This is a genomic window from Marinomonas sp. PE14-40 (assembly GCF_051623805.1).
Taxonomy (GTDB): Bacteria; Pseudomonadota; Gammaproteobacteria; order Pseudomonadales; family Marinomonadaceae; genus Marinomonas.
Genome location: NZ_CP130700.1, coordinates 3549467 through 3568659, shown reverse-complemented (window position 1 = coordinate 3568659; position 19193 = coordinate 3549467). Strand labels below are relative to the sequence as shown.

Genomic DNA, 19193 nt, shown 5'->3' with positions numbered 1-19193 from the left:
TGTTGAAATAAGATGCCTGATTCCCGAAAAAAACACACCAATAACCAAGCTAAAGCAGGCCTTAGTCTAAAAACTTTACAGTTAACCTTTTTAGAGCTTAAAGAGGTAATTTTCACGAATAAAGTCCTATTAAATGGTCTCTTGTTAGTGACTAGTTTGCTATTTTCCCTGTCCGTTTTCGCCCAAGATCAAGTAATCCGTATCGGTGGTGATGTAAATTACCCACCCTATGAGTTCCTCAATAGTCAGGGAGAACCTGATGGCTATAATACAGAACTTACTTTGGCGATCGCTGAGGTAATGGGAATGAAAGTTAAGTTTGTCTTTGATAGTTGGAGTAGTGTTCGTCAACAGCTAGACAACCAAGATATCGATATTTTACAAGGTATGGTCTATTCGGACTCAAGGGCCAAAACCTTATCCTTCTCCCCATCCCATGCTTTAATCACTCAGTCTATTTTCACCCGTAAAGGCCTACCTTTAATTAGTAACTTAAGTCGGTTTGACGGCCAAGGACTGGTCGTACAAGATCAAGGCATCATGCATGATTATCTGGTTGAAAATAAAGTTAATGCCGAACTCGTGCTAGTGGAAACCCATGCTGATGCCCTACGTTTAGTGGCGTCAGGTGCAAATGATTATGCCTTGGTTGCCAATTTGCCGGGACTTTATTTGGGGAAAGAGCTCGCTCTTTCTAATTTAAGATCTATCACTCAACCTTATGGCACCCAAAGATATGGCTACGCTGCCCTGCAGAAGAATGAAAATCTGATTGCTAAATTTAGTGAAGGGATGGCCATTTTAAAAAACACCGGTCGCCAACAAGAAATTTACGACAAGTGGCTAGGCCCTTTAAGTAAGCAAGGGCCAGATTGGAAGCTTATCGGGCAATTCACCCTTATCGCCTCCTCCCTACTTTTACTCTTTTTAGGCGGTTCACTCATTTGGAACCGTATGCTATCCAAAGAAGTACTTAAACGTACCCAAAAACTTGAATTACAGCAGCAGCAATTAATTCAAGCAGACAAAATGGCCTCCTTAGGTGTACTCGTTTCTGGTGTAGCACACGAAATTAATAACCCCTGTAGTTTGATGCTGCTTAACATTCCAGCCATTCAAGAAGTGCATCGGGACCTCGAAGAGATTCTCGAAGATCATTATCAAAATCAAGGTGAGTTTTATCTCGCAGGCATTGAATACTCCCTCATGCGAGATGAATTACCTAAGATGCTCAATGACATGATGGCTGGAAGCCAACGTATTAGCCGCATTGTCAATGACCTAAGGGATTTTGGTCGCCAAGAAAATATTGAGCTAACAGAGCATGTGGACATCAACCAGCTGGTTTCTACGTCCTATCGACTGATAGAACAAACCGTTAGAAATTACAGCGATAATGTCAGTATAAAATATGAAGACACACTCCCTACTTTTTTGGGTAGTGCTCAGCGTATTGAGCAGGTCATCATCAACCTCATCCTTAATGCCGCTCAGTCGCTCACCTCGAAAGAAAAGAGTATTGAGGTCCGAACCTACATGGATAGAAACAAAGGTTTGCTGATATTAGAAATTAAAGATCAGGGCTGTGGTATCGCCATAGAGAACTTAAAACGATTAGAAGACCCCTTCTTCACCACTAAAAGGGATCAAGGCGGAACAGGGTTAGGCCTGTCTATTTCTTCCAATATTGTCAGCGAACATGGCGGGCAACTTAGCTTTCAATCCATTCTGAAAAAGGGGACGACAGTCACTCTGACTCTCCCTATATTTAATCAAAAAGCTAACCAAAAGGCACATGCATGAGTAACAACCTTTACCCAGACTTTGGCATTCTATTAGTCGACGATGAAGATTCATTCTTACGCAGCTTAACCATGACACTCAAACGTCGCGGTGGTATTAATCATCTGTTCCAAACGAATGACAGCCGCAATGTGCTGGATATGTTAGAACAACATCCAATCGAGCTGGTACTCTTGGATCTCAACATGCCCAATGTGACGGGCATGTCACTACTTGAGCAAATTCTTGAAACACACCCCCATGTGCGTGTCATTATTATCAGTGGTCTCAACCAAATTGAAATTGCTATGCAGTGCATACGTTTGGGTGCCTTAGATTACTTTGTCAAAACCACAGACGAAGCCCATTTAATTGAAGGTATCAAGCGTACGATTCGCAGTATTGAAATGCGCTCAGAGAATGACAAACTCAGGTCTCGTTTTTTGAATGACACTTTAGAGCACCCTGAAGTATTCGAAAGCATTCTCACGCTAGATAAAAATATGCGTTCTATTTTCCAGTATTTAGAAGCGATTGCCGCCAGCAACCAGCCCATTATGATTAATGGTGAAAGCGGTGTGGGCAAAGAACTCATCGCCCAAGCCATTCACAAACTGAGTCACAAGTCTGGCCCCATTGTCAGTGTTAACGTGGCTGGGCTGGATGATAATATGTTCTCCGATACCCTATTCGGTCATAGCCGAGGCGCTTTTTCTGGGGCAGAAAAAGCTAGAGCAGGCATGATAGAGCAAGCCAATGGTGGCACCTTATTTTTAGACGAGATTGGTGATTTGAGCTTAATGTCTCAGGTGAAGTTGCTGCGTTTATTGCAAGAAGGTGAATACTATCCATTAGGCAGTGACCACCCAAAGCGTCTCAATGCCAGAGTTGTCGTTGCAACGCATCAGGATTTAACGCAAAAACAAGAAGCAGGCGAATTTAGAAAAGACCTTTATTATCGCTTACAAACCCATCAAGTCAGTATCCCGCCACTACGCCAACGCCGTGGCGATATTGCCATTTTGCTAGACCTCTTTTTAGAAGAAGCCGCTACCGAGTTGAATAAAACCAAACCAGCAATTCCAAAAGAATTACCTGTCTTGTTAGCTAATTATACCTTTCCTGGCAATGTACGAGAATTAAGGGCACTGGCTTTCAAAGCCATGGGATTACATCGCAGTAAGATGTTATCAATGGACTCGTTTAAAGAACTCATCAACCCTAAAGACTTGTCACAAGCTTGGTCTGATAGTGAAGAGGAGCAAGCCTGCATCAGTTTTAACCCAGAGCAAAGCCTGCCTTCTCTAACTGAAATTGGCGACTTATTGATTGATGAAGCCATGCTAAGAGCCAAGGGCAATCAATCAATAGCCTCTCGCCTTGTGGGGATTTCCCAACCGGCATTAAGCAAACGTATTAAAAAAGCGAATAGCCAATAGTCGCTCCCTCTCCCTAATTTAACCCCTATAACCTAGGTTATTTCTATAACCTAGGTATAACCCGTAAGCCACTGATAAATATACTTTTTATAAAAAACCATAAATACCTATTCCCTGAGTTATACCCCTTCCATCAAATTGGTTTTCTGTTTTTCTTATATATTTCAATAAGTTAAGAAATTATAAAAACTGGCCCCCGAATTGCAATCTAGTTCACTAATCAAACGCGGTGCTTAAGCCTTAAGTCGTTTGAAAAAGTCATAATAACAATGAGAACAAGATGCACACACCAGCGACAGAAACAAAGCTAGCCATGCGTAAAGAGAAAGATCTATTAGGTGAACTTGATGTACCTAACACCGCTTACTACGGCATTCAAACCCGCCGCGCATGTCAGAACTTTGATTTATCAGGCATACCTATCAAGCATTTTCCTGAGCTAGTAAACGCACTGGCTTATGTGAAACTTGCCTGTGCCAAAACTAACAATCAGCTGGGGCAATTGTCCGATAAGAAAACACAAATCATAGAAGCAGCAGTGAATAAAATCCTACAGGGTCATCACCATGAGGATTTTGTTGTCGACATGATTCAAGGTGGCGCAGGTACTTCCACCAATATGAATGCCAATGAAGTAATCGCTAACATTGGCCTAGAACTTATGGATAAGGAGAAGGGAAACTATACTCACCTTCATCCAAATAATGACATCAATAAATCCCAATCTACCAATGATGTTTATCCAACCGCGGTTCGTCTTTCCATTATTTTATTGCATAGCCAACTGGTTGAAGCCCTAACCTCTTTGCGCGATACCTTTAGCAATAAAGCGCTAGAATTTCACGACATCATCAAGATGGGCCGTACCCAACTACAAGATGCTGTGCCTATGACTCTAGGTCAAGAGTTTCAGTCTTTTGCCAGTACGCTAAACGAAGATATTCAACGAATTGCCGACCTGTCTCAGCTACTCAAAGAAGTAAACCTTGGGGGCACAGCGATAGGCACAGGCATTAATACCAACTCGGATTACGCACCTTTAGCCGTGCAAGAGTTAGCAAATCTAACAGGCGTAGATTTTATTCTTGCTACAGACCTGATCGAAGCGAGCTCAGACATGGGCGCCTTTGTTCTTTTCTCCAGTATGTTGAAGCGCCTTGCAGTGAAGCTATCGAAAATATCCAACGATTTACGCCTTTTAAGCATGGGGCCACGCTGTGGTCTTGCTGAAATTCAACTGCCTGCGGCACAACCTGGTAGCTCAATTATGCCAGGCAAAATCAACCCAGTAATTCCAGAAGCTATGAATCAGGTGGCTTATCAGGTTATGGGCAATGATCTTGCGATTACCTTTGCAGCAGAAGCAGGCCAACTACAACTCAATGCCATGGAACCCTTAATTGCCTACAAGGTACTTGAGTCTATTCGTCTGCTTACAAAATCAATGGGCATGCTAGAAACACGCTGCATCCAAGGTATTACAGCCAATAAAGAAAGATGCCAAGAACTGGTGAATAACAGCATAGGCATTATCACAGCCATTGCGCCAACTCTGGGTTACGAAACAGCAACCCGTGTTGCGAAGCAAGCGCTAGCCACTGGTCGCAGTGTGTTAGAGCTGGTGCTAGAAGAAAATCTCATGGATGAAAAAGAGCTTAAAACCTGCTTACAACCACAGAACATGGTTAAGCCCCAACACAGGGAAGTATAACGCTCTAACAAACCTGAAATTCAAATTACAACAATAACTTAAATAAGACCGGGCCTGTTAACAGGCTTAAATCTAATTATAAAAAAGGTAATCACATGTCTATATCTCAAGCACAAAGCCCTGCTAAGCCAGGTCTAGCCCTATGGCATAAAATTCTTATCGGTATGGTTCTTGGCGTAATCGCTGGGGCGATCTTGGGCCCTAACGCCGAAGTACTCAAACCGATAGGTACCCTCTTCATTAATGCAATCAAGATGTTGATTGTGCCGTTGATCTTCTGTTCTTTAGTTGTTGGTGTTACTTCATTAGAAGACACTCGAAAAATGGGCCGTATTGGTATGAAATCTGTTGCGCTTTACCTAGGTACAACAGCCGTTGCCATTACCATAGGTTTAACCTTGGCAGCAGTTTTCATGCCTGGTGCAGGCCTTAACATGGCTGTTGAAGCAGGCGCAGCAGCAGGTAAAGATGCGCCACCTTTGATACAAACCTTACTTAACATCATTCCTAAGAACCCAATTAATGCATTAGCATCTGGCAACATTCTACAGATCATCGCTTTTGCTATTGGTTTAGGTATTGCTCTGACATTAGTCGGTGAGAAAGCGAAACCTGCTATTGCTGTCTTCGACAGCCTAGCAGAAGCGATGTACAAGCTTACCGAAATGGTTATGAAACTAGCGCCATACGGTGTATTCGGTCTTATGGCTTGGGTTGCGGGTAAATATGGTCTTGAGATTCTACTACCACTAATCAAGCTAGTTGCACTGGTTTACATTGGCTGTATCTTGCATGTTGTTGTGGTGTACTCAGGTATTATCACTACTATCGGTGGACTAAGCCCAGTTCGTTACTTAAAAGGTGTTCTTAACCCAGCTGCCGTTGCGTTTACCACAACGAGTAGCTCAGGCACGTTACCAGCAACAATCAAAGCAGCCCGCGAAGAACTTGGTGTTTCTAAAGGTATTTCCAGCTTCGTTCTTCCACTTGGTGCAACGATTAATATGGATGGTACAGCCCTTTACCAAGGTGTATGTGCCCTATTTATTGCCCAAGCATTCGGCATTGATTTAACCACCTCTGATTACCTACTTATCATAATGACATCAACCTTAGCCTCTATTGGTACAGCCGGTGTACCAGGTGCAGGTTTGATCATGTTGTCTCTTGTTTTAACCACAGTTGGTCTGCCAATTGAAGGCCTAGCCATTGTTGCCGGTATCGACCGTATTCTAGATATGGCTCGTACTAGTGTGAACGTATGTGGCGACATGATGGTTTCTGCCATCGTCGGTAAGAGTGAAGGCGAGCTAGACACGGCTATCTATAACAAAGAAAGCCCTGTCAATCAGCAAGCTTAAGCACAGCTAAAGATTTCACAATTTCAGCAAGCTTTTATTCGTCAATTTAAGCTTTTGGGCAATCTAACAAGCCACCGTTAGGTTGCCCTTTTTTTATTCATCAAACCGCAGGAAAGTACTATGAAGAAAATAACGACCCTAAGTTCGATTCTAATCAGCCTAATTGGCTTCTCCTCTGCTGCTAACGCGGACGATTTGGATGATATTAAAGCCAAAGGTAAGCTCATTGTCGCAGTAAAAGCCGACTATAAACCCTATGGTTATCTTAATAACCAAAATGAAATTGTGGGATTAGAGATTGATCTTGCTAAAGATGTAGCTGACAGGTTAGGTGTTTCGCTTGAACTCGTACCAGCACAAAGCAGCAACCGTATGGAATTCTTGATTAATGGCAAGGTGGACTTACTGATTGCCACCATGAGTGACAAACCAGAACGTCGTGAACTTGTTTATATTGCTGACCAAGCTTACTACTCTTCAGGTAGTAATATTATTGCCAATAAATCGAATCAATACTCCAGTTGGGGTGATTTAAGCGGTCAAAAAGTTTGCGGTATCAAAGGCGCTTTTTATAATCAAGAAACAGAAAACACCTTTGGAGCAACGATAGTGCCTTTCGGCAGTTCTGAAGAGTCTTTAGCTGCATTAAAAAAAGGCCAATGCAGCGCATTTGTCTATGACGACTCTTTTATTGCAGGCAAGCTTAAAGACGCAGAATGGGCACAAGACTATGAAATGCCACTCCCGACCATCAATGATAACCCTTGGGGATTAGCCGTCAGATTAGGTGAAGACAGATTCCATAGTTTTATGAATAGCACCATTATAGAGTGGCATAAAACAGGCTTTATACTAGAACTTGAAAGCAAATACGGTCTTAAAAATACCCCTTTTGCTTTGGGCATGAATGGCTTGTATAAATAATGCTAGATAGAGAACGATAAGCTAAGCACCTAAAAAGTCTAGACACAAAAAAGCCGATGTACCTTATCAGTACATCGGCTTTTTTGTGTCTGACATATCCTTCATATAAAAAGGAAATAGACCCGTTTTTTCCACTTCCTTGCTGATGTTTTAGTACTCACTAAGTTTTGTAACCAAACGCTTTTACCCTGCCACTATGAGAAATATCAACTAAGCTTATTGGATTCACTATCTCAAGGAAGGGAAGAATCATGACGATTAAACAAAAGTGTCTCCTCATCTGCATCCTAATTGTCTTCGCCGTATTAATTTTGTTGGGTTTAGATTTTTACAAAATTAATAAGATCAGCACTTTTAACCAAGTCCAAGCCACTTTAGACCAAGTAAAAATCAGCACACTTGAACTGCGCCGTAATGAAAAAGACTTTTTGTCACGTCAGGATTTAAAGTACCTCAATAAATTTAATCAAGAATTTGAAGTTACTCAAAATAAGCTGGCCAAACTCAATCAAGCTGTCACAAATGCAGACATTAAAACTGATGGAATAGGGATACTGACACAAGAATTTAAACAGTATCATGCTTTATTTAATCACCTAGTGAATACCCAAAAGCATATTGGCCTGACACTAAAAGACGGCCTTTACGGCAATCTACGTAACTCCGTACATAGGGCTGAAGAGTCACTTGCCAAGACCAAGTCTTCGCAATTATTAGCTCAGCTGTTACAGCTACGTCGTAATGAAAAAGATTTCTTACTACGTTACGACCCAAAATACCTCGATACATTTAACCAAAATTACCAAGGCTTTATCCGCATACTCGAAGCAAGTTCTTTAAGCATAAGCGCACAACAAAGCATTCGTTCTAGCATGCAAGATTATGCCCTTAAGTTTCAACAAGTGACTCAAATGATGATTAGAAAAGGACTAAGTGAAGAGACAGGGATTCGAGGGGAAATGCGCGCTGCAGTCCATGCAACAGAAGGTGCTATCACCCAATTAAGTACTCAGTTAGAAACAAACATTGCCAAGGAAGTAGGCAGTATAGATAACCTAATACTAACCACACGTATTATTGCTTTTATTATTTCCGCATTATTGCTCAGCGCCATGGCTTGGATAGTAAGAAGTATCTTACTTCCTTTGAAGCAGCTATCCAGCACCATAACCAGAGCCAAGGAAGAGAATGACTTAACCATGAGGATCAATGTTAACTCAAATGACGAAATAGGCAGTGCTGCCAAGACTTTCAATGCCATGATGGAGCAGTTCCAAGGCATCATAATCAAGATATCAGGGGCGGCAAGTAATGTATCAGCAGCAACAGAAGAGATGTCCTCTACTGCGTTACAAAGCAACCTGAGTAGCCAACAGCAAGAATCTAAAATTCAGCATTTGAGTGAGGAAATGCAATCAATGAAATCCATGATTTATCAAACTCATGATAATGTTGCCAGTGCCGCAGCCATTGTCCATGAAGTGAATCATGAGTGCGAGAAAGGTAAAGGTATTATTAAAAATGCCAGTGATACCATGATGACATTAGCCAACAGTGTCGAAAATACAGCGGGCACAATCGATAAGGTAGAGACAGACTCGAACCGTATTGGCTCTGTGTTAGATGTGATTCGAGATATTGCAGAACAAACTAACCTGCTTGCTTTAAATGCAGCAATAGAGGCCGCCCGAGCGGGTGAACAAGGTAGAGGGTTTGCTGTTGTTGCCGATGAAGTCAGAACTTTAGCAGGCCGTACTCAGATGTCGACTGAAGAGATACAAGAAATGACTCAGTCATTACAAGCCGCCTCTCAGGATGCCGTTGCTCTTATCCATGAGAACCACAGTAAAACTCAAAGCAGTGTCACCGAGACAAACGAGGTCACAACCGCCCTTTCCAGCATTATTGATGCGGTTGAAAAAATCACGCTAATGAATCAAGACATTGAAGCCGCATCACAACACCAGAAACAGGTATCAGATGCCGTCAATAACGATGTGCTACACATAGCCCAAACAGCAAAAGAGTCGACCATGAGCTCAATGTCGATCGCAGAAACAAGCAATAATTTGGCAGAGTTAGCCGTTGACCTACAAACTATAGCGACTCAATTTAAAACCAGCTGACCAAGTAGCTAAAGGTGGAAAAACTTGCCTTAAGCAAATAAAAAAACGCAGCCTTAGCTGCGTTTTTTTTCACTAGAACACTTAAGGGGAGTTAAGTGTTTAGTATTCGAACTTACCCGCTGTGTACAGTTTAAAAGCGGCTTCCCAAACAGGGCCAACTTTTCCATTACCAACAGCTTGGCCATCGATAGTTGTCACAGGTGCGAGTTCTTTAGATGAACTGGTTACCCAAATTTCATCTGCATTGCGCACTTCTTCCATTGAAATATCACGTACTTCAACAGGAATAGAGCCATCTTTTTCAAGGATAGATAAGATAATGTTACGAGTAATACCCGGTAGGATTTGGTTATCCTGAATAGGTGTAATTACCTTGCCATCTTTGACAATAAACGCATTCGAAGAACTGGCTTCAGTCAGGTTATCTTGATCGTTATAAAGCAAGATCTCATCGTTACCACCTTCATAACCTTGTTGGAAATGTAGAACATTACCTAGCAAAGCAGTCGATTTAATTTGGCAACGCTGCCAGCGTAAATCTTGAGTGGTCGCCACAGAGAAACCTTTTGCAGTAGCGGCATTTGCTTCAACCGCCGGTTTGATCGGGTTAGCCATCGCAAAGATAGTGGGTGTTACACCTTCAGGGAAAGCATGGTAGCGTTTCACATCAGCACCACGGCTGATTTGTAGGTAAATACCTTGGTTACCACCACCATTTTTTTCCATCACACCTTCAATGATTTGTTTCCAATCATCTAAAGTTAATTCAGATTTGATACCAATTGCAGCCATGCCATCAAACATACGTTGCATATGAGGCTCAAGACCCACTGTTTTACCATCATAAGCTGGGATGACTTCATAGATGCCGTCACCAAACAAAAAGCCACGATCTAATGGCGAGATTTTCGCCTCATCAATTGGCATAAACTGACCATTAAGATAAACAATGCTCATTTTTGTATCCTCTATAATCTCTGTCTTTAATGTCTAATTTTTATCGATTTACAGCGGTTTCAGGCAAAGCCTGTGAGTTGGCGTAACTTAACAATAAGCTCATCACCTGCACTCGCTTCTAATCCATCTTCCGTTAACTGATTTAAGCGAGTTACCCCATCTACACTGCCTAAATTAGATAGGTACTGCAGAATTTTAATCGGGTGTATTTCACCTAATAAATCCCTTTCTTCCATTTGCCCTAATAAGGCAATCAAACCATAGCCGCCCCAATTAGAGACATCTGCTATCACCAGCTCATCACACTTGGTGGAAGCCGGTACTATGTTTAAATTCTCTAGCGCTGAGGTGACATTCCCCATGCCGATCTCATTGCCACCATCACCAATCGCAATGGTTGGGCATTCACACTCCAACATAAAGCTATCAAAACAAGCCGTGCGTGGGCTAATGTCTTCACCACGCATATTGTAATAACCACCATCAGCGGCCATACCAGGGCGTTCAATAGATAATAGTAGCTGAGGTTGCCATTTTGCTAAGGCAGCTTTGGCTTCGGCCACTCTATCATGCGCCGTGCCTAGCTTTAGTGGTTCAACGCGATACTCTTTTGCAATCGCATCAGATAAAGGTGGGCCACATACGATGACAGGCTTAGCACCCAACTTCTCTAGCGCTTCATATAAAGCAATCGCGCCCACAGGACCATCAGTTTCAAAGGTGTCAGTAACAGGAAACCCCGTACCAATAAAAACACAACCTTGAGTCGTTGCAACATCTGCTAAAAGACAAGCCGCTCTTAAGCTATAACCAGGTTTAAGGGCAGGTTTCACCTCAGCCATGCCTCTTAAATTACGCTCAACTAACAGCGCTTCTAAGACATAACTTGTTTCTTCAATCGACCCCATTGTTCGGTCTCCTAACTCTTTTAAATCAAAGACATGGCTACCTGTGGTTAAATCAAATGCTCGGCTTGACTTTCTCACGGCTAGACCACTTCAACTAGTGTAATTTGTGACTCTTTATATTTTTGAATCTGGTTTATGCCATGGGCATCTTCAATAGAAACCGGCTCAAAACGTAATTTTTTACCTTGGGTTAATTGCGCTAGTTTGGCCGTGTCTCGTGCCATAACTGAGCCAATTTTCGGATAACCACCAATGGTTTGCCTGTCATTCAACAAGATAATAGGTTGACCATCAGCAGGCACTTGAATCGCCCCATGGCAGATACCTTCAGACAACATAGCGCTTGTGCTTGAATGGATTTCTGGCCCTAACATGCGATACCCCATGCGGTCCGCTCTTTCACTGACAGTGTATTCGCAGCTAAAGAAAGAGGCTTTATCAACACGACTAAAGCTGGCTTCTTGATAACCTAACACCGTATGTAACACACACTCAGCGTCATAATTTGGAATAGCCAAACTTGGCATCGCCAAAGGGTTCATTGCCGACACTTTATGGCTGGCTAATATGTCTGTTTTCGCTAGACCTTTACCGCTAGAGTCGGCACCGGTTAAACCACCAACACCTTCACGCACAACGGTTGCAGTACTGCCAAATTGCGCCTCAACATCAAAACCACCCGCAACAGCTAAATAGATACGCGCACCTTGGCTAGCAAAACCTAATTTAATTTTGTCACCCGCTTTAATGTTAAGCGTCTGCCACATAGGCGAATCTTGATTATTCACTTTAACTTGAGTCACAGCTCCTGTTATAGCGATTTGAGTATCCACCATGGCTTCTAGCTGTAGGCCACCAATGGTTGTTTCTATCGCAGTCGCACCAGCTTCATTCAGACAAAGACGATTGGCCCAAGTAAAAGCAAATGGGTCCATAGGACCACCCACTGTCAGGCCGATATTATGTTGTCCAAATCGACCGGCATCTTGTAATAAAGACATTACCCCTGGGTTAATCACTTTAAAGGTGTTCATAGTTCACCTCCCATAGCGATAAATTCAGCTTTAGTGATGGGTTCGAACTTGATTCTGTCACCCGTTGTCATGGGCATACTCGGTGTTTTCGCCGCATCAAACATAGGAACAGGGCATAGACCAATAAGATTCCAACCACCCGGAGAAACGGATGGGTAAACCGCTGTTTGTCTATCTGCAATCGCGACAGCGCCTTTTGGTACCGCTTTTCTTGGTGTTGCTAATCTTGGAGCAGCAAGGCGCTCATCAAGTTCACCTAGATAAGCAAAACCTGGAGCAAAGCCTATGGCATAAACTCGATATTCTTGCTCATGGTGTAACTTAATAATTTCGTCAGTTGTCAGTTCTTTAGCACGTGCAAGGTCTTCTAAATCTGGCCCAGATTCCACGCCATAATAAGCAGGTAAAATAATTTGCTTACCCGTTTGTGACGCTCCCTCTTCTGCCTGCATAGCTGCTTCACGAATTCGCTCAAGCACAAGCTGGCGAGCTTGATAAAACTCAAGTTGGTTATCATCAAAAACAATCAGTAAAGAGGCATAGGAAGGCACTAAGTCAATCAAACTATGGCCGACTAATTCTACTAAGGCTTGCGTTGCAGCTTGAATTTGAGCGGCAACTTGAGCACTGGTTTGCTCGGCAAAGTAGAGAATAAACGCTTGCTCACCAGCGACTTTCAAACGTAAATGCGAAAGCATATGCGCTGAAACTTGTGGTGTTGTAACAGTATTCATTAGGCAATCAACTCCCGGATGGCCGCGATCGCGCGTACGCCTTCCTCATTGTCACCATGCACACATAGAGTGTCGACATCCAATTTTAAAGTATGGCCACTCACACTAGTGACAGTACCTTCGCTCACTAACTGCTGTACCTGAGCCAACATGCGTTCACGGTTATGCACAGCACCTGCTTTAGTGCGAGACAACAAGCGTCCATCATCGTCATAACAACGATCTGCAAAGGCTTCAAAGCTCACTTCAAGTCCTGCGGCTTGCGCTTCTTCTCTGTGTTTCACACTTTCTGGTGTTGCCTGCAATACCAAGCGTACTGGCTTATAAAAGCTTGCGACAGCCTGCATGATAGAAGCACGCACACTGTCTTTACTCATCATGTCGTTATATAGGGCACCATGAGGTTTTACATAGGTCATTTCTGAGCCATGGCTTTGAGCCATACCATCTAGCGCCGCCATTTGATAATGCATCAAACCGACAATTTCATCATGTGAACAGTTCATACTACGGCGACCAAAACCAACAAGGTCTGGATAACCTGGGTGAGCACCCACTTCAACCCCATTAGCAACCGCTAACGCTAGGGTTTTCGTCATCCAAACAGGGTCACCAGCATGGAAACCACAGGCAATATTTGCCTGATCTAAAAACGGCATAGCCTGCTCGTCCAGCCCCATTTTCCAAGAACCAAAACTTTCACCTAAATCACAGTTTAATTTCATTATGGTCTCCTTAAAGAATGGACAAAGAACTGTTACGAATATCAGTTACCAACATGCAACCCGGACTATGGGTAATACAAAATGGTGGTTTGGCTTGTTCTAGCGCTACTTGAGGCGTGACACCACAAGCCCAGAACACAGGCACTTCGCCTTCTTTAATCGTGACAGCATCACCAAAATCAGGGGTATTGATGTCATTAATGCCTATCATGTCTGGTTGGCCAAAGTGCAAAGGCGCGCCATGTACAGAAGGGAAACGGCTACAAATTTGAATTGCGCGAATGGCATCTTTAGGTACCATAGGGCGCATACTGACGACTGTCGTGCCCGAAAAAGGGCCAGCAGATTGGCATTCAATGTTAGTGCGATACATAGGCACGTTAACATTTTCCGTGATATTTCTTACTTCTAAGCCATCTGCGATTAATGGCTCTTCAAAAGAGAAAGAACAGCCTAGAACAAAGGTCACTAAATCTTCTTGCCAAAAGTCTGTGATGTCACTGACTTCTTGCTTAAATTCCCCATCACGAAAAATTTTATAGTTAGATACATCACTGCGAATATCAACATTCTCACCCACATTCGGTAACAAGAAGTCACCTGGGTTTTCTGACATACCCACAATTGGGCAGGCTTTAGGGTTAAGTGTGGCAAACTTTAAGAAATCATCTGCCCACGCTTTTGGCAGAATAACAATATTTCCCTGTACATAGCCTGAGGCTAAACCTGATGTATTTCTCCCCCATTGTCCTGATCGAATTTGATCACGAACTTGAGCAGGGGTTGATAGTGCATTCAGTGACATACAAACACCTTAAAATTGTGATGAGCGAATGTTGATTTAGGCCAACATTCTTATAAGAAAGACACGCTGTCAAACAAGATTTTTTTAATAGTGAATAACACTTCAAAAACTATACTTTTAAGTTTTAATTGCTTTTAAAGTTTATTTTTAAAGATATTAATACCTACCTTTTAATGTTTGACAGTTTAGTCAACTATAAAGATCAGCTTATAAAAAAGGCTGACAGACAAGCCTGGCAGCCTTTTTTATGGCTGTAATGAAACAACCTATATTATGCCTTAATGACCATTTTGTTGATAAACCTTACAGAGATGCTGCTGCTCTAGAGGCTTGATCATAAAGACTCGACAAAGCACGTAAATGCTCTGCCATTTCAGATAACTTTTCTGGTGAAAAATTAAAGTTTTTCAGTGAATCTGTTAGGCAGTCTTCACGCACGTCACGATAGGTTTCGCAAAATATACGCCCTTGCTCGCTAGTACGATAAAACATCTCCTTACCTATTTTTTCTCCTTGAACCAAATCCCGCTTAAGCAATTTTTTTAACGAGTAGTTCACCGTGTGAGCATCTTCTACATTCAGTACAAAGCAGATATCTGTTAAACGTTTAGCTCTTTCCCTATGATTCACATGATGCACCACTAAAATATCTAGTGGTGTCAGATCAACCGCACCTGCACTTTTAGCACAATGTTGCATCCAGCGATTAAAAGCACTATTGGCAATAATCAGTCCGAATTCATATTCACTTAAAGAAGCTCCCTTTTCAGAAGCTAGGTGTGAAGAAGAGACAATACGTTTATCAGACATGTTTTATTTTCCGCTCATATTATTAGGTAAGAAGGTTACGATTTCTGGGAACCATGTTATCAAAACTACAGCCAATAAAATTAACAAGAAGAAAGGTAATGAGGCACGTGCCACATATAATATGTTTTTCCCTGTTAATGCTTGTATGACAAAGAGGTTAAAGCCCACCGGCGGGGTTATCTGGGACATTTCCACCACCAATACGATATAAATACCAAACCAAAGTAGATCGATACCCGCCTGTTGTACCATAGGTAAAACAACCGCCGTGGTTAATACCACCACAGAAATACCATCAAGGAAGCAACCTAGAATCACGAACAATACAGTTAGATAAATTAACAGTTCAGTTGGTGATAATGTCATCGCAGAAATCCACAAAGCCAATGACTTTGGAATACCTAAAAAGCCCATGGCTAAGGTTAAAAAGTGTGCACCAGCAAGTATCAAACCTATCATGCAAGAACTTTTTACTGCGCCTAGTAAGCTGTCAACAAAGCTTTTACGGTTCAAGGCTTTTGATAACAATGCTAAGAACAAAGCACCAACAACACCTAACGCAGCCGCCTCAGATGGCGTAGTAACCCCACCATAAATCGACCCTAATACGAATACGATTAGTGCAACGATTGGCAAGAGTTTACGTAAAGCGATGACTTTTTCTGGCCACGAGATTTTAGTGCCGTCATGGGCAGGTAGCTCATTGCGATTCAACTTAGCCCAGATCATGGTGTAACCCATAAACATGCTAACTAGTAGAAGGCCAGGTAACGCACCCGCAATAAATAAACGGCCGATGGAAACCTCTGCTGCCACACCGTACACAATCAAAATGATTGAAGGCGGAATCAACAAACCTAATGTACCTGAGCCTGCTAAGGTACCAATTGCCATACGCTCGCTATAACCACGCTCTTTAAGCTCTGGCAGCGTCATACGCCCTATGGTTGCAGCTGTCGCCGCAGAAGAGCCAGAAACCGCAGCAAAAATACCGCAACTCAGTACGTTCACATGCAATAACTTACCTGGTAGACCATTCAATAAAGGCGATAAGCCTTTAAATAGATCTTCCGATAAACGAGTTCGAAACAGAATTTCGCCCATCCAGATGAAAAGCGGCAAAGCCGTTAATGACCAAGAGGTTGTTGCGCCCCAACTTGATGTCGCATAAAGCAAGCCTATTTGGTCATTACCCGAAAGTAATAAACCTAAGACTCCCACACCAATCAGAGACAATGCGACCCAAATACCACAGGCCAACATTAGCAACATAGCGGCGGCAAGGGTAATTGATAAAGTAATCGTATCCATTAGACCTCACCTCCTAAATCATTATCTAAACTTAATTCTTCATCTTCATGCTGCATATATTTAGGGGCTTTACCCATCAACATACAGATCAAGTCATCGGCAACTGCAATCGCGAACATAATGGAGCCTAACGCGACAGGAACTTGAGGCATCCATAATGGGATAGGAATATAGCCATAAGATACTTCTTCAAACTCATAAGATTCCCAAGCCAGATGCACCATATAAAACGCCATAAAAGCAGTCAGTAAGGTCGCAAAGATAAGAATTGCCCCTTCTTGAAAGCGACGAACTTTAGGTGGTAAAGACTTTATTGCTAGGGTGACTCGAATATGACCACCTTCATGGAAGGTGTAAGCAAGACCAAAAAACGTCGCTGAGGCTAGACTATAAACAGCAAAGTCTTCGGCTGACGGCACGATAAAACCGAATAATCGGCCTACCACTTGCGCCACTATCAAAAGGGTTATCATAAGGATACTAAGTCCTGATAAATAACCCGATGCAAGATAGGTATTATTTAATAATTTACGCATAACCAAAACCTTTAAAAACGACCTCTAAACCTTTGGGAGGGCAAGGCAAAGAGGTCTATAAAACTAAAATTACTGCTGATAGTTTTCTAACAAAGTTTTGATCGCTGGACCTGACTCATCAATCCATTCTTGCGTCATAGTTTCACCAATTTTGTTAAATTCGCCTGTCAACTGAGCGGTTGGTGTTGATACTGCGATACCGTTAGCAGCTAGGCTATCAGTGTCTTGCTTAGCATTGATACGGACTTGTTCCCAACCTTGCTTTTCAACATTTGCAGCGGCGGCCAAGATGATCTTTTGCACATCTTTATCAAGACGTTTGAAAGAACGCATGTTCACAACCACCATGTTTTTTGGAATCCAAGCTTGGATATCGTTGTAATGGCTTAGGTAATCCCATGCTTGACCATTTACACCTGTAGTAGGTGACGTAATCATGGCATCGATAATACCTGTGCTAAAAGCTTGCGGAATTTCAGGAACTTGAATTGTCGTTGGCGTGGTATCCATCAAGTCAGCAAGACGTGAGGTGGACGGGCTATAAGCACGCATTCTTGAACCTTCAATATCCGCTAAGCTATTAATGGCTTTCTTGGTATAAAGACCTTGAGCAGGCCAAGCCACAGTATAAAGTAACTTCATCCCTTCTTTTTTAAGCTGCTTTTCCATTTCTGGTTTCGCTGCTTGCCATAGTTTTTCAGCATCATCAAAGTTTGTTGCTAGAAAGGGAATGTTGTCATGTTTAAACACAGGGTGAGTGTTACCCATGATACCTATAAAGATTTCACCCATTTGAACCTGACCGGTTTTAACCGCACGAGGAATTTCGGTGTGTTTGACCAAAGACGCACCAGAGTGAACCGTGATGTTTAAATCACCATCTGTTTTTTGTTTAACTTCTTCGGCGAATTGATAAGCAAGTTTTGTCGGAAGATTAGCATCGCCGTAAGGGGTTGGCATGTGCCATTGCGCTGCATTCACAGTAGATAGGAAGCCACCAAATACAATGGATGTCGTCAGCAAGGTTTTTTTAAGCATCTTGTTTCTCCGTTATTATAATTTATGATCAGGCGAGTTTTTCACCTCTCATAAAATTGATTAAGACATAAACAATTACAATTCGCCAACGTTTTATCTGCGTTACATCTAAAAAACATAACAAATATTTAGTCGATAAAACTATAATAATTTATATTTAAAGTTTATTTCACTAGTAAAATCGTTTTTTATAGTTTTACTAATATTAGGCGACTTTAATACAAAGTTTTTACGACCTATTTTAAATTCTCTATAATGGAATTCACTTTCAGTCATAAAATGACAATTAACTCACTAACCAAGCTTAAAGTGGGTCTAAATAGAAAAGGTAGAAGCATTTATCGATGCATTCAGAAGCAAGAATTGCGGTAACAGCTTGAACTTCCATTTCATTTACCCTCATACTATTTTTCAAGCGAACATCAGGTCAGCAAGGTCGCTGGCAAGGTTCAGCATAGGAGAGATTTATGAAATTAACCCCATTCCACCTTGCGATTCCCGTTAGAGACATAGACGAAGCCAGAGATTTTTACGGTACTAAGCTCGGCTTTTCTGAAGGTCGTAGTACCAACGAATGGATCGACTTTAATATGTTTGGTCATCAAGTCGTCACGCACCTTAACCCCAATATAGGAAAAGATGGCAAGGTACAAAGTATTCATAATCATGTTGATGGGCATGGCGTTCCGGTCCCCCACTTTGGTGTGGTACTGGAATTTGACGAATGGCAGAAACTGGCTGATAAAGTCAGTGGATTTATCGATGAGTTTCTCATTGAGCCCTATATTAGATTTGAAGGCCAAGTAGGTGAACAAGGCACCATGTTCTTCTGTGATCCTTCGGGTAATGCCTTGGAGTTTAAAGCCTTTAGAGATATTGAAAACGAGCTTTTTGCCAAGTAAGTTATTCGCCAAATAGCTTAATATCAGGAATCAAGCTCATAAGATAAGCGAGCAGTGAAATAGGAATACATTTAGGACTCACACAAATCT

Annotated in this window: 17 protein-coding genes; 7 read left to right on the top strand and 10 right to left on the bottom strand. The window is 42.2% G+C overall.

Features of this window, described 5'->3' with window-relative positions:
• The first annotated feature begins 12 nt into the window (after window positions 1–12).
• From Q0A08_RS16520 to Q0A08_RS16495, 6 genes are all read left to right on the top strand, one after another.
• On the top strand, window positions 13–1803 hold the full coding sequence (locus tag Q0A08_RS16520) for a transporter substrate-binding domain-containing protein (RefSeq protein WP_438462613.1): 1791 nt from the start codon (window positions 13–15) through the stop codon (window positions 1801–1803).
• Complete coding sequence (locus Q0A08_RS16515) at window positions 1800–3221, top strand: sigma-54-dependent transcriptional regulator (protein WP_438462612.1); 1422 nt, start codon at window positions 1800–1802, stop codon at window positions 3219–3221. The genes Q0A08_RS16520 and Q0A08_RS16515 overlap by 4 nt, the downstream gene beginning before the upstream one ends.
• A gap of 280 nt (window positions 3222–3501) precedes the next feature.
• Window positions 3502–4932: an aspartate ammonia-lyase gene (locus Q0A08_RS16510; protein WP_438462611.1), complete on the top strand. Its 1431-nt coding sequence runs from the start codon at window positions 3502–3504 to the stop codon at window positions 4930–4932.
• Window positions 4933–5027: 95 nt separating this feature from the next.
• Window positions 5028–6293, top strand: coding sequence for a dicarboxylate/amino acid:cation symporter (locus Q0A08_RS16505; protein ID WP_438462610.1), 1266 nt, complete (start codon window positions 5028–5030; stop codon window positions 6291–6293).
• 120 nt (window positions 6294–6413) lie between these two features.
• Window positions 6414–7217, top strand: a complete 804-nt coding sequence (locus Q0A08_RS16500) for a transporter substrate-binding domain-containing protein (RefSeq protein WP_438462609.1) — start codon at window positions 6414–6416, stop codon at window positions 7215–7217.
• A 251-nt stretch (window positions 7218–7468) separates the two neighbouring features.
• Window positions 7469–9343, top strand: a complete 1875-nt coding sequence (locus tag Q0A08_RS16495) for a methyl-accepting chemotaxis protein (protein WP_438462608.1) — start codon at window positions 7469–7471, stop codon at window positions 9341–9343.
• Between the two features lie 99 nt (window positions 9344–9442).
• Here Q0A08_RS16495 and Q0A08_RS16490 read toward each other — a convergent pair whose 3' ends face one another.
• The 10 genes from Q0A08_RS16490 to Q0A08_RS16445 form a co-directional block, all read right to left on the bottom strand.
• Window positions 9443–10300 carry a D-amino acid aminotransferase gene (locus tag Q0A08_RS16490; RefSeq protein ID WP_438462607.1) on the bottom strand — a complete coding sequence of 286 codons (858 nt, stop codon included), beginning with the start codon at window positions 10298–10300 and terminating at the stop codon, window positions 9443–9445.
• Window positions 10301–10359: 59 nt separating this feature from the next.
• Complete coding sequence (locus Q0A08_RS16485) at window positions 10360–11286, bottom strand: glutamate cyclase domain-containing protein (RefSeq protein ID WP_438462606.1); 927 nt, start codon at window positions 11284–11286, stop codon at window positions 10360–10362.
• Between the two features lie 2 nt (window positions 11287–11288).
• On the bottom strand, window positions 11289–12242 hold the full coding sequence (locus Q0A08_RS16480; protein ID WP_438462605.1) for a biotin-dependent carboxyltransferase family protein: 954 nt from the start codon (window positions 12240–12242) through the stop codon (window positions 11289–11291).
• Entirely contained in the window at window positions 12239–12976 is a 738-nt protein-coding gene (pxpB, locus tag Q0A08_RS16475) for a 5-oxoprolinase subunit PxpB (protein ID WP_438462604.1), read from the bottom strand. Before pxpB ends, Q0A08_RS16480 begins: the two co-directional genes overlap by 4 nt.
• Complete coding sequence (locus Q0A08_RS16470; RefSeq protein WP_438462603.1) at window positions 12976–13701, bottom strand: 5-oxoprolinase subunit PxpA; 726 nt, start codon at window positions 13699–13701, stop codon at window positions 12976–12978. The genes pxpB and Q0A08_RS16470 overlap by 1 nt, the downstream gene beginning before the upstream one ends.
• Before the next feature lie 10 nt (window positions 13702–13711).
• A complete protein-coding gene (locus Q0A08_RS16465) occupies window positions 13712–14506 on the bottom strand; it encodes a putative hydro-lyase (RefSeq protein ID WP_438462602.1) in 795 nt (264 codons plus the stop codon).
• 303 nt (window positions 14507–14809) lie between these two features.
• On the bottom strand, window positions 14810–15316 hold the full coding sequence (locus tag Q0A08_RS16460) for a winged helix DNA-binding protein (protein WP_438462601.1): 507 nt from the start codon (window positions 15314–15316) through the stop codon (window positions 14810–14812).
• Window positions 15317–15319: 3 nt separating this feature from the next.
• On the bottom strand, window positions 15320–16627 hold the full coding sequence (locus Q0A08_RS16455) for a TRAP transporter large permease (protein ID WP_438462600.1): 1308 nt from the start codon (window positions 16625–16627) through the stop codon (window positions 15320–15322).
• Window positions 16627–17163: a TRAP transporter small permease gene (locus Q0A08_RS16450; protein WP_438462599.1), complete on the bottom strand. Its 537-nt coding sequence runs from the start codon at window positions 17161–17163 to the stop codon at window positions 16627–16629. The genes Q0A08_RS16455 and Q0A08_RS16450 overlap by 1 nt, the downstream gene beginning before the upstream one ends.
• Before the next feature lie 69 nt (window positions 17164–17232).
• Complete coding sequence (locus Q0A08_RS16445) at window positions 17233–18201, bottom strand: TRAP transporter substrate-binding protein (RefSeq protein ID WP_438462598.1); 969 nt, start codon at window positions 18199–18201, stop codon at window positions 17233–17235.
• A gap of 467 nt (window positions 18202–18668) precedes the next feature.
• On the opposite strand from Q0A08_RS16445, the gene Q0A08_RS16440 reads away from it, so the two are divergent.
• Window positions 18669–19103 (top strand): VOC family protein, encoded by a 435-nt coding sequence (locus Q0A08_RS16440; protein WP_438462597.1) that lies wholly within the window; start codon window positions 18669–18671, stop codon window positions 19101–19103.
• Window positions 19104–19193: the final 90 nt, after the last annotated feature.

Bases quoted from the DNA above. Each gene is read 5' to 3' on its own strand.
- Q0A08_RS16520 (WP_438462613.1), top strand. From the start codon at position 13: ATGCCTGATTCCCGAAAAAAACACACCAATAACCAAGCTAAAGCAGGC.
- Q0A08_RS16465 (WP_438462602.1), bottom strand. From the start codon at position 14,506: ATGTCACTGAATGCACTATCAACCCCTGCTCAAGTTCGTGATCAAATT.
- Q0A08_RS16515 (WP_438462612.1), top strand. From the start codon at position 1,800: ATGAGTAACAACCTTTACCCAGACTTTGGCATTCTATTAGTCGACGAT.
- Q0A08_RS16455 (WP_438462600.1), bottom strand. From the start codon at position 16,627: ATGGATACGATTACTTTATCAATTACCCTTGCCGCCGCTATGTTGCTA.
- pxpB (WP_438462604.1), bottom strand. From the start codon at position 12,976: ATGAATACTGTTACAACACCACAAGTTTCAGCGCATATGCTTTCGCAT.
- Q0A08_RS16450 (WP_438462599.1), bottom strand. From the start codon at position 17,163: ATGCGTAAATTATTAAATAATACCTATCTTGCATCGGGTTATTTATCA.
- Q0A08_RS16480 (WP_438462605.1), bottom strand. From the start codon at position 12,242: ATGAACACCTTTAAAGTGATTAACCCAGGGGTAATGTCTTTATTACAA.
- Q0A08_RS16500 (WP_438462609.1), top strand. From the start codon at position 6,414: ATGAAGAAAATAACGACCCTAAGTTCGATTCTAATCAGCCTAATTGGC.
- Q0A08_RS16440 (WP_438462597.1), top strand. From the start codon at position 18,669: ATGAAATTAACCCCATTCCACCTTGCGATTCCCGTTAGAGACATAGAC.
- Q0A08_RS16495 (WP_438462608.1), top strand. From the start codon at position 7,469: ATGACGATTAAACAAAAGTGTCTCCTCATCTGCATCCTAATTGTCTTC.
- Q0A08_RS16490 (WP_438462607.1), bottom strand. From the start codon at position 10,300: ATGAGCATTGTTTATCTTAATGGTCAGTTTATGCCAATTGATGAGGCG.
- Q0A08_RS16445 (WP_438462598.1), bottom strand. From the start codon at position 18,201: ATGCTTAAAAAAACCTTGCTGACGACATCCATTGTATTTGGTGGCTTC.
- Q0A08_RS16510 (WP_438462611.1), top strand. From the start codon at position 3,502: ATGCACACACCAGCGACAGAAACAAAGCTAGCCATGCGTAAAGAGAAA.
- Q0A08_RS16505 (WP_438462610.1), top strand. From the start codon at position 5,028: ATGTCTATATCTCAAGCACAAAGCCCTGCTAAGCCAGGTCTAGCCCTA.
- Q0A08_RS16470 (WP_438462603.1), bottom strand. From the start codon at position 13,701: ATGAAATTAAACTGTGATTTAGGTGAAAGTTTTGGTTCTTGGAAAATG.
- Q0A08_RS16460 (WP_438462601.1), bottom strand. From the start codon at position 15,316: ATGTCTGATAAACGTATTGTCTCTTCTTCACACCTAGCTTCTGAAAAG.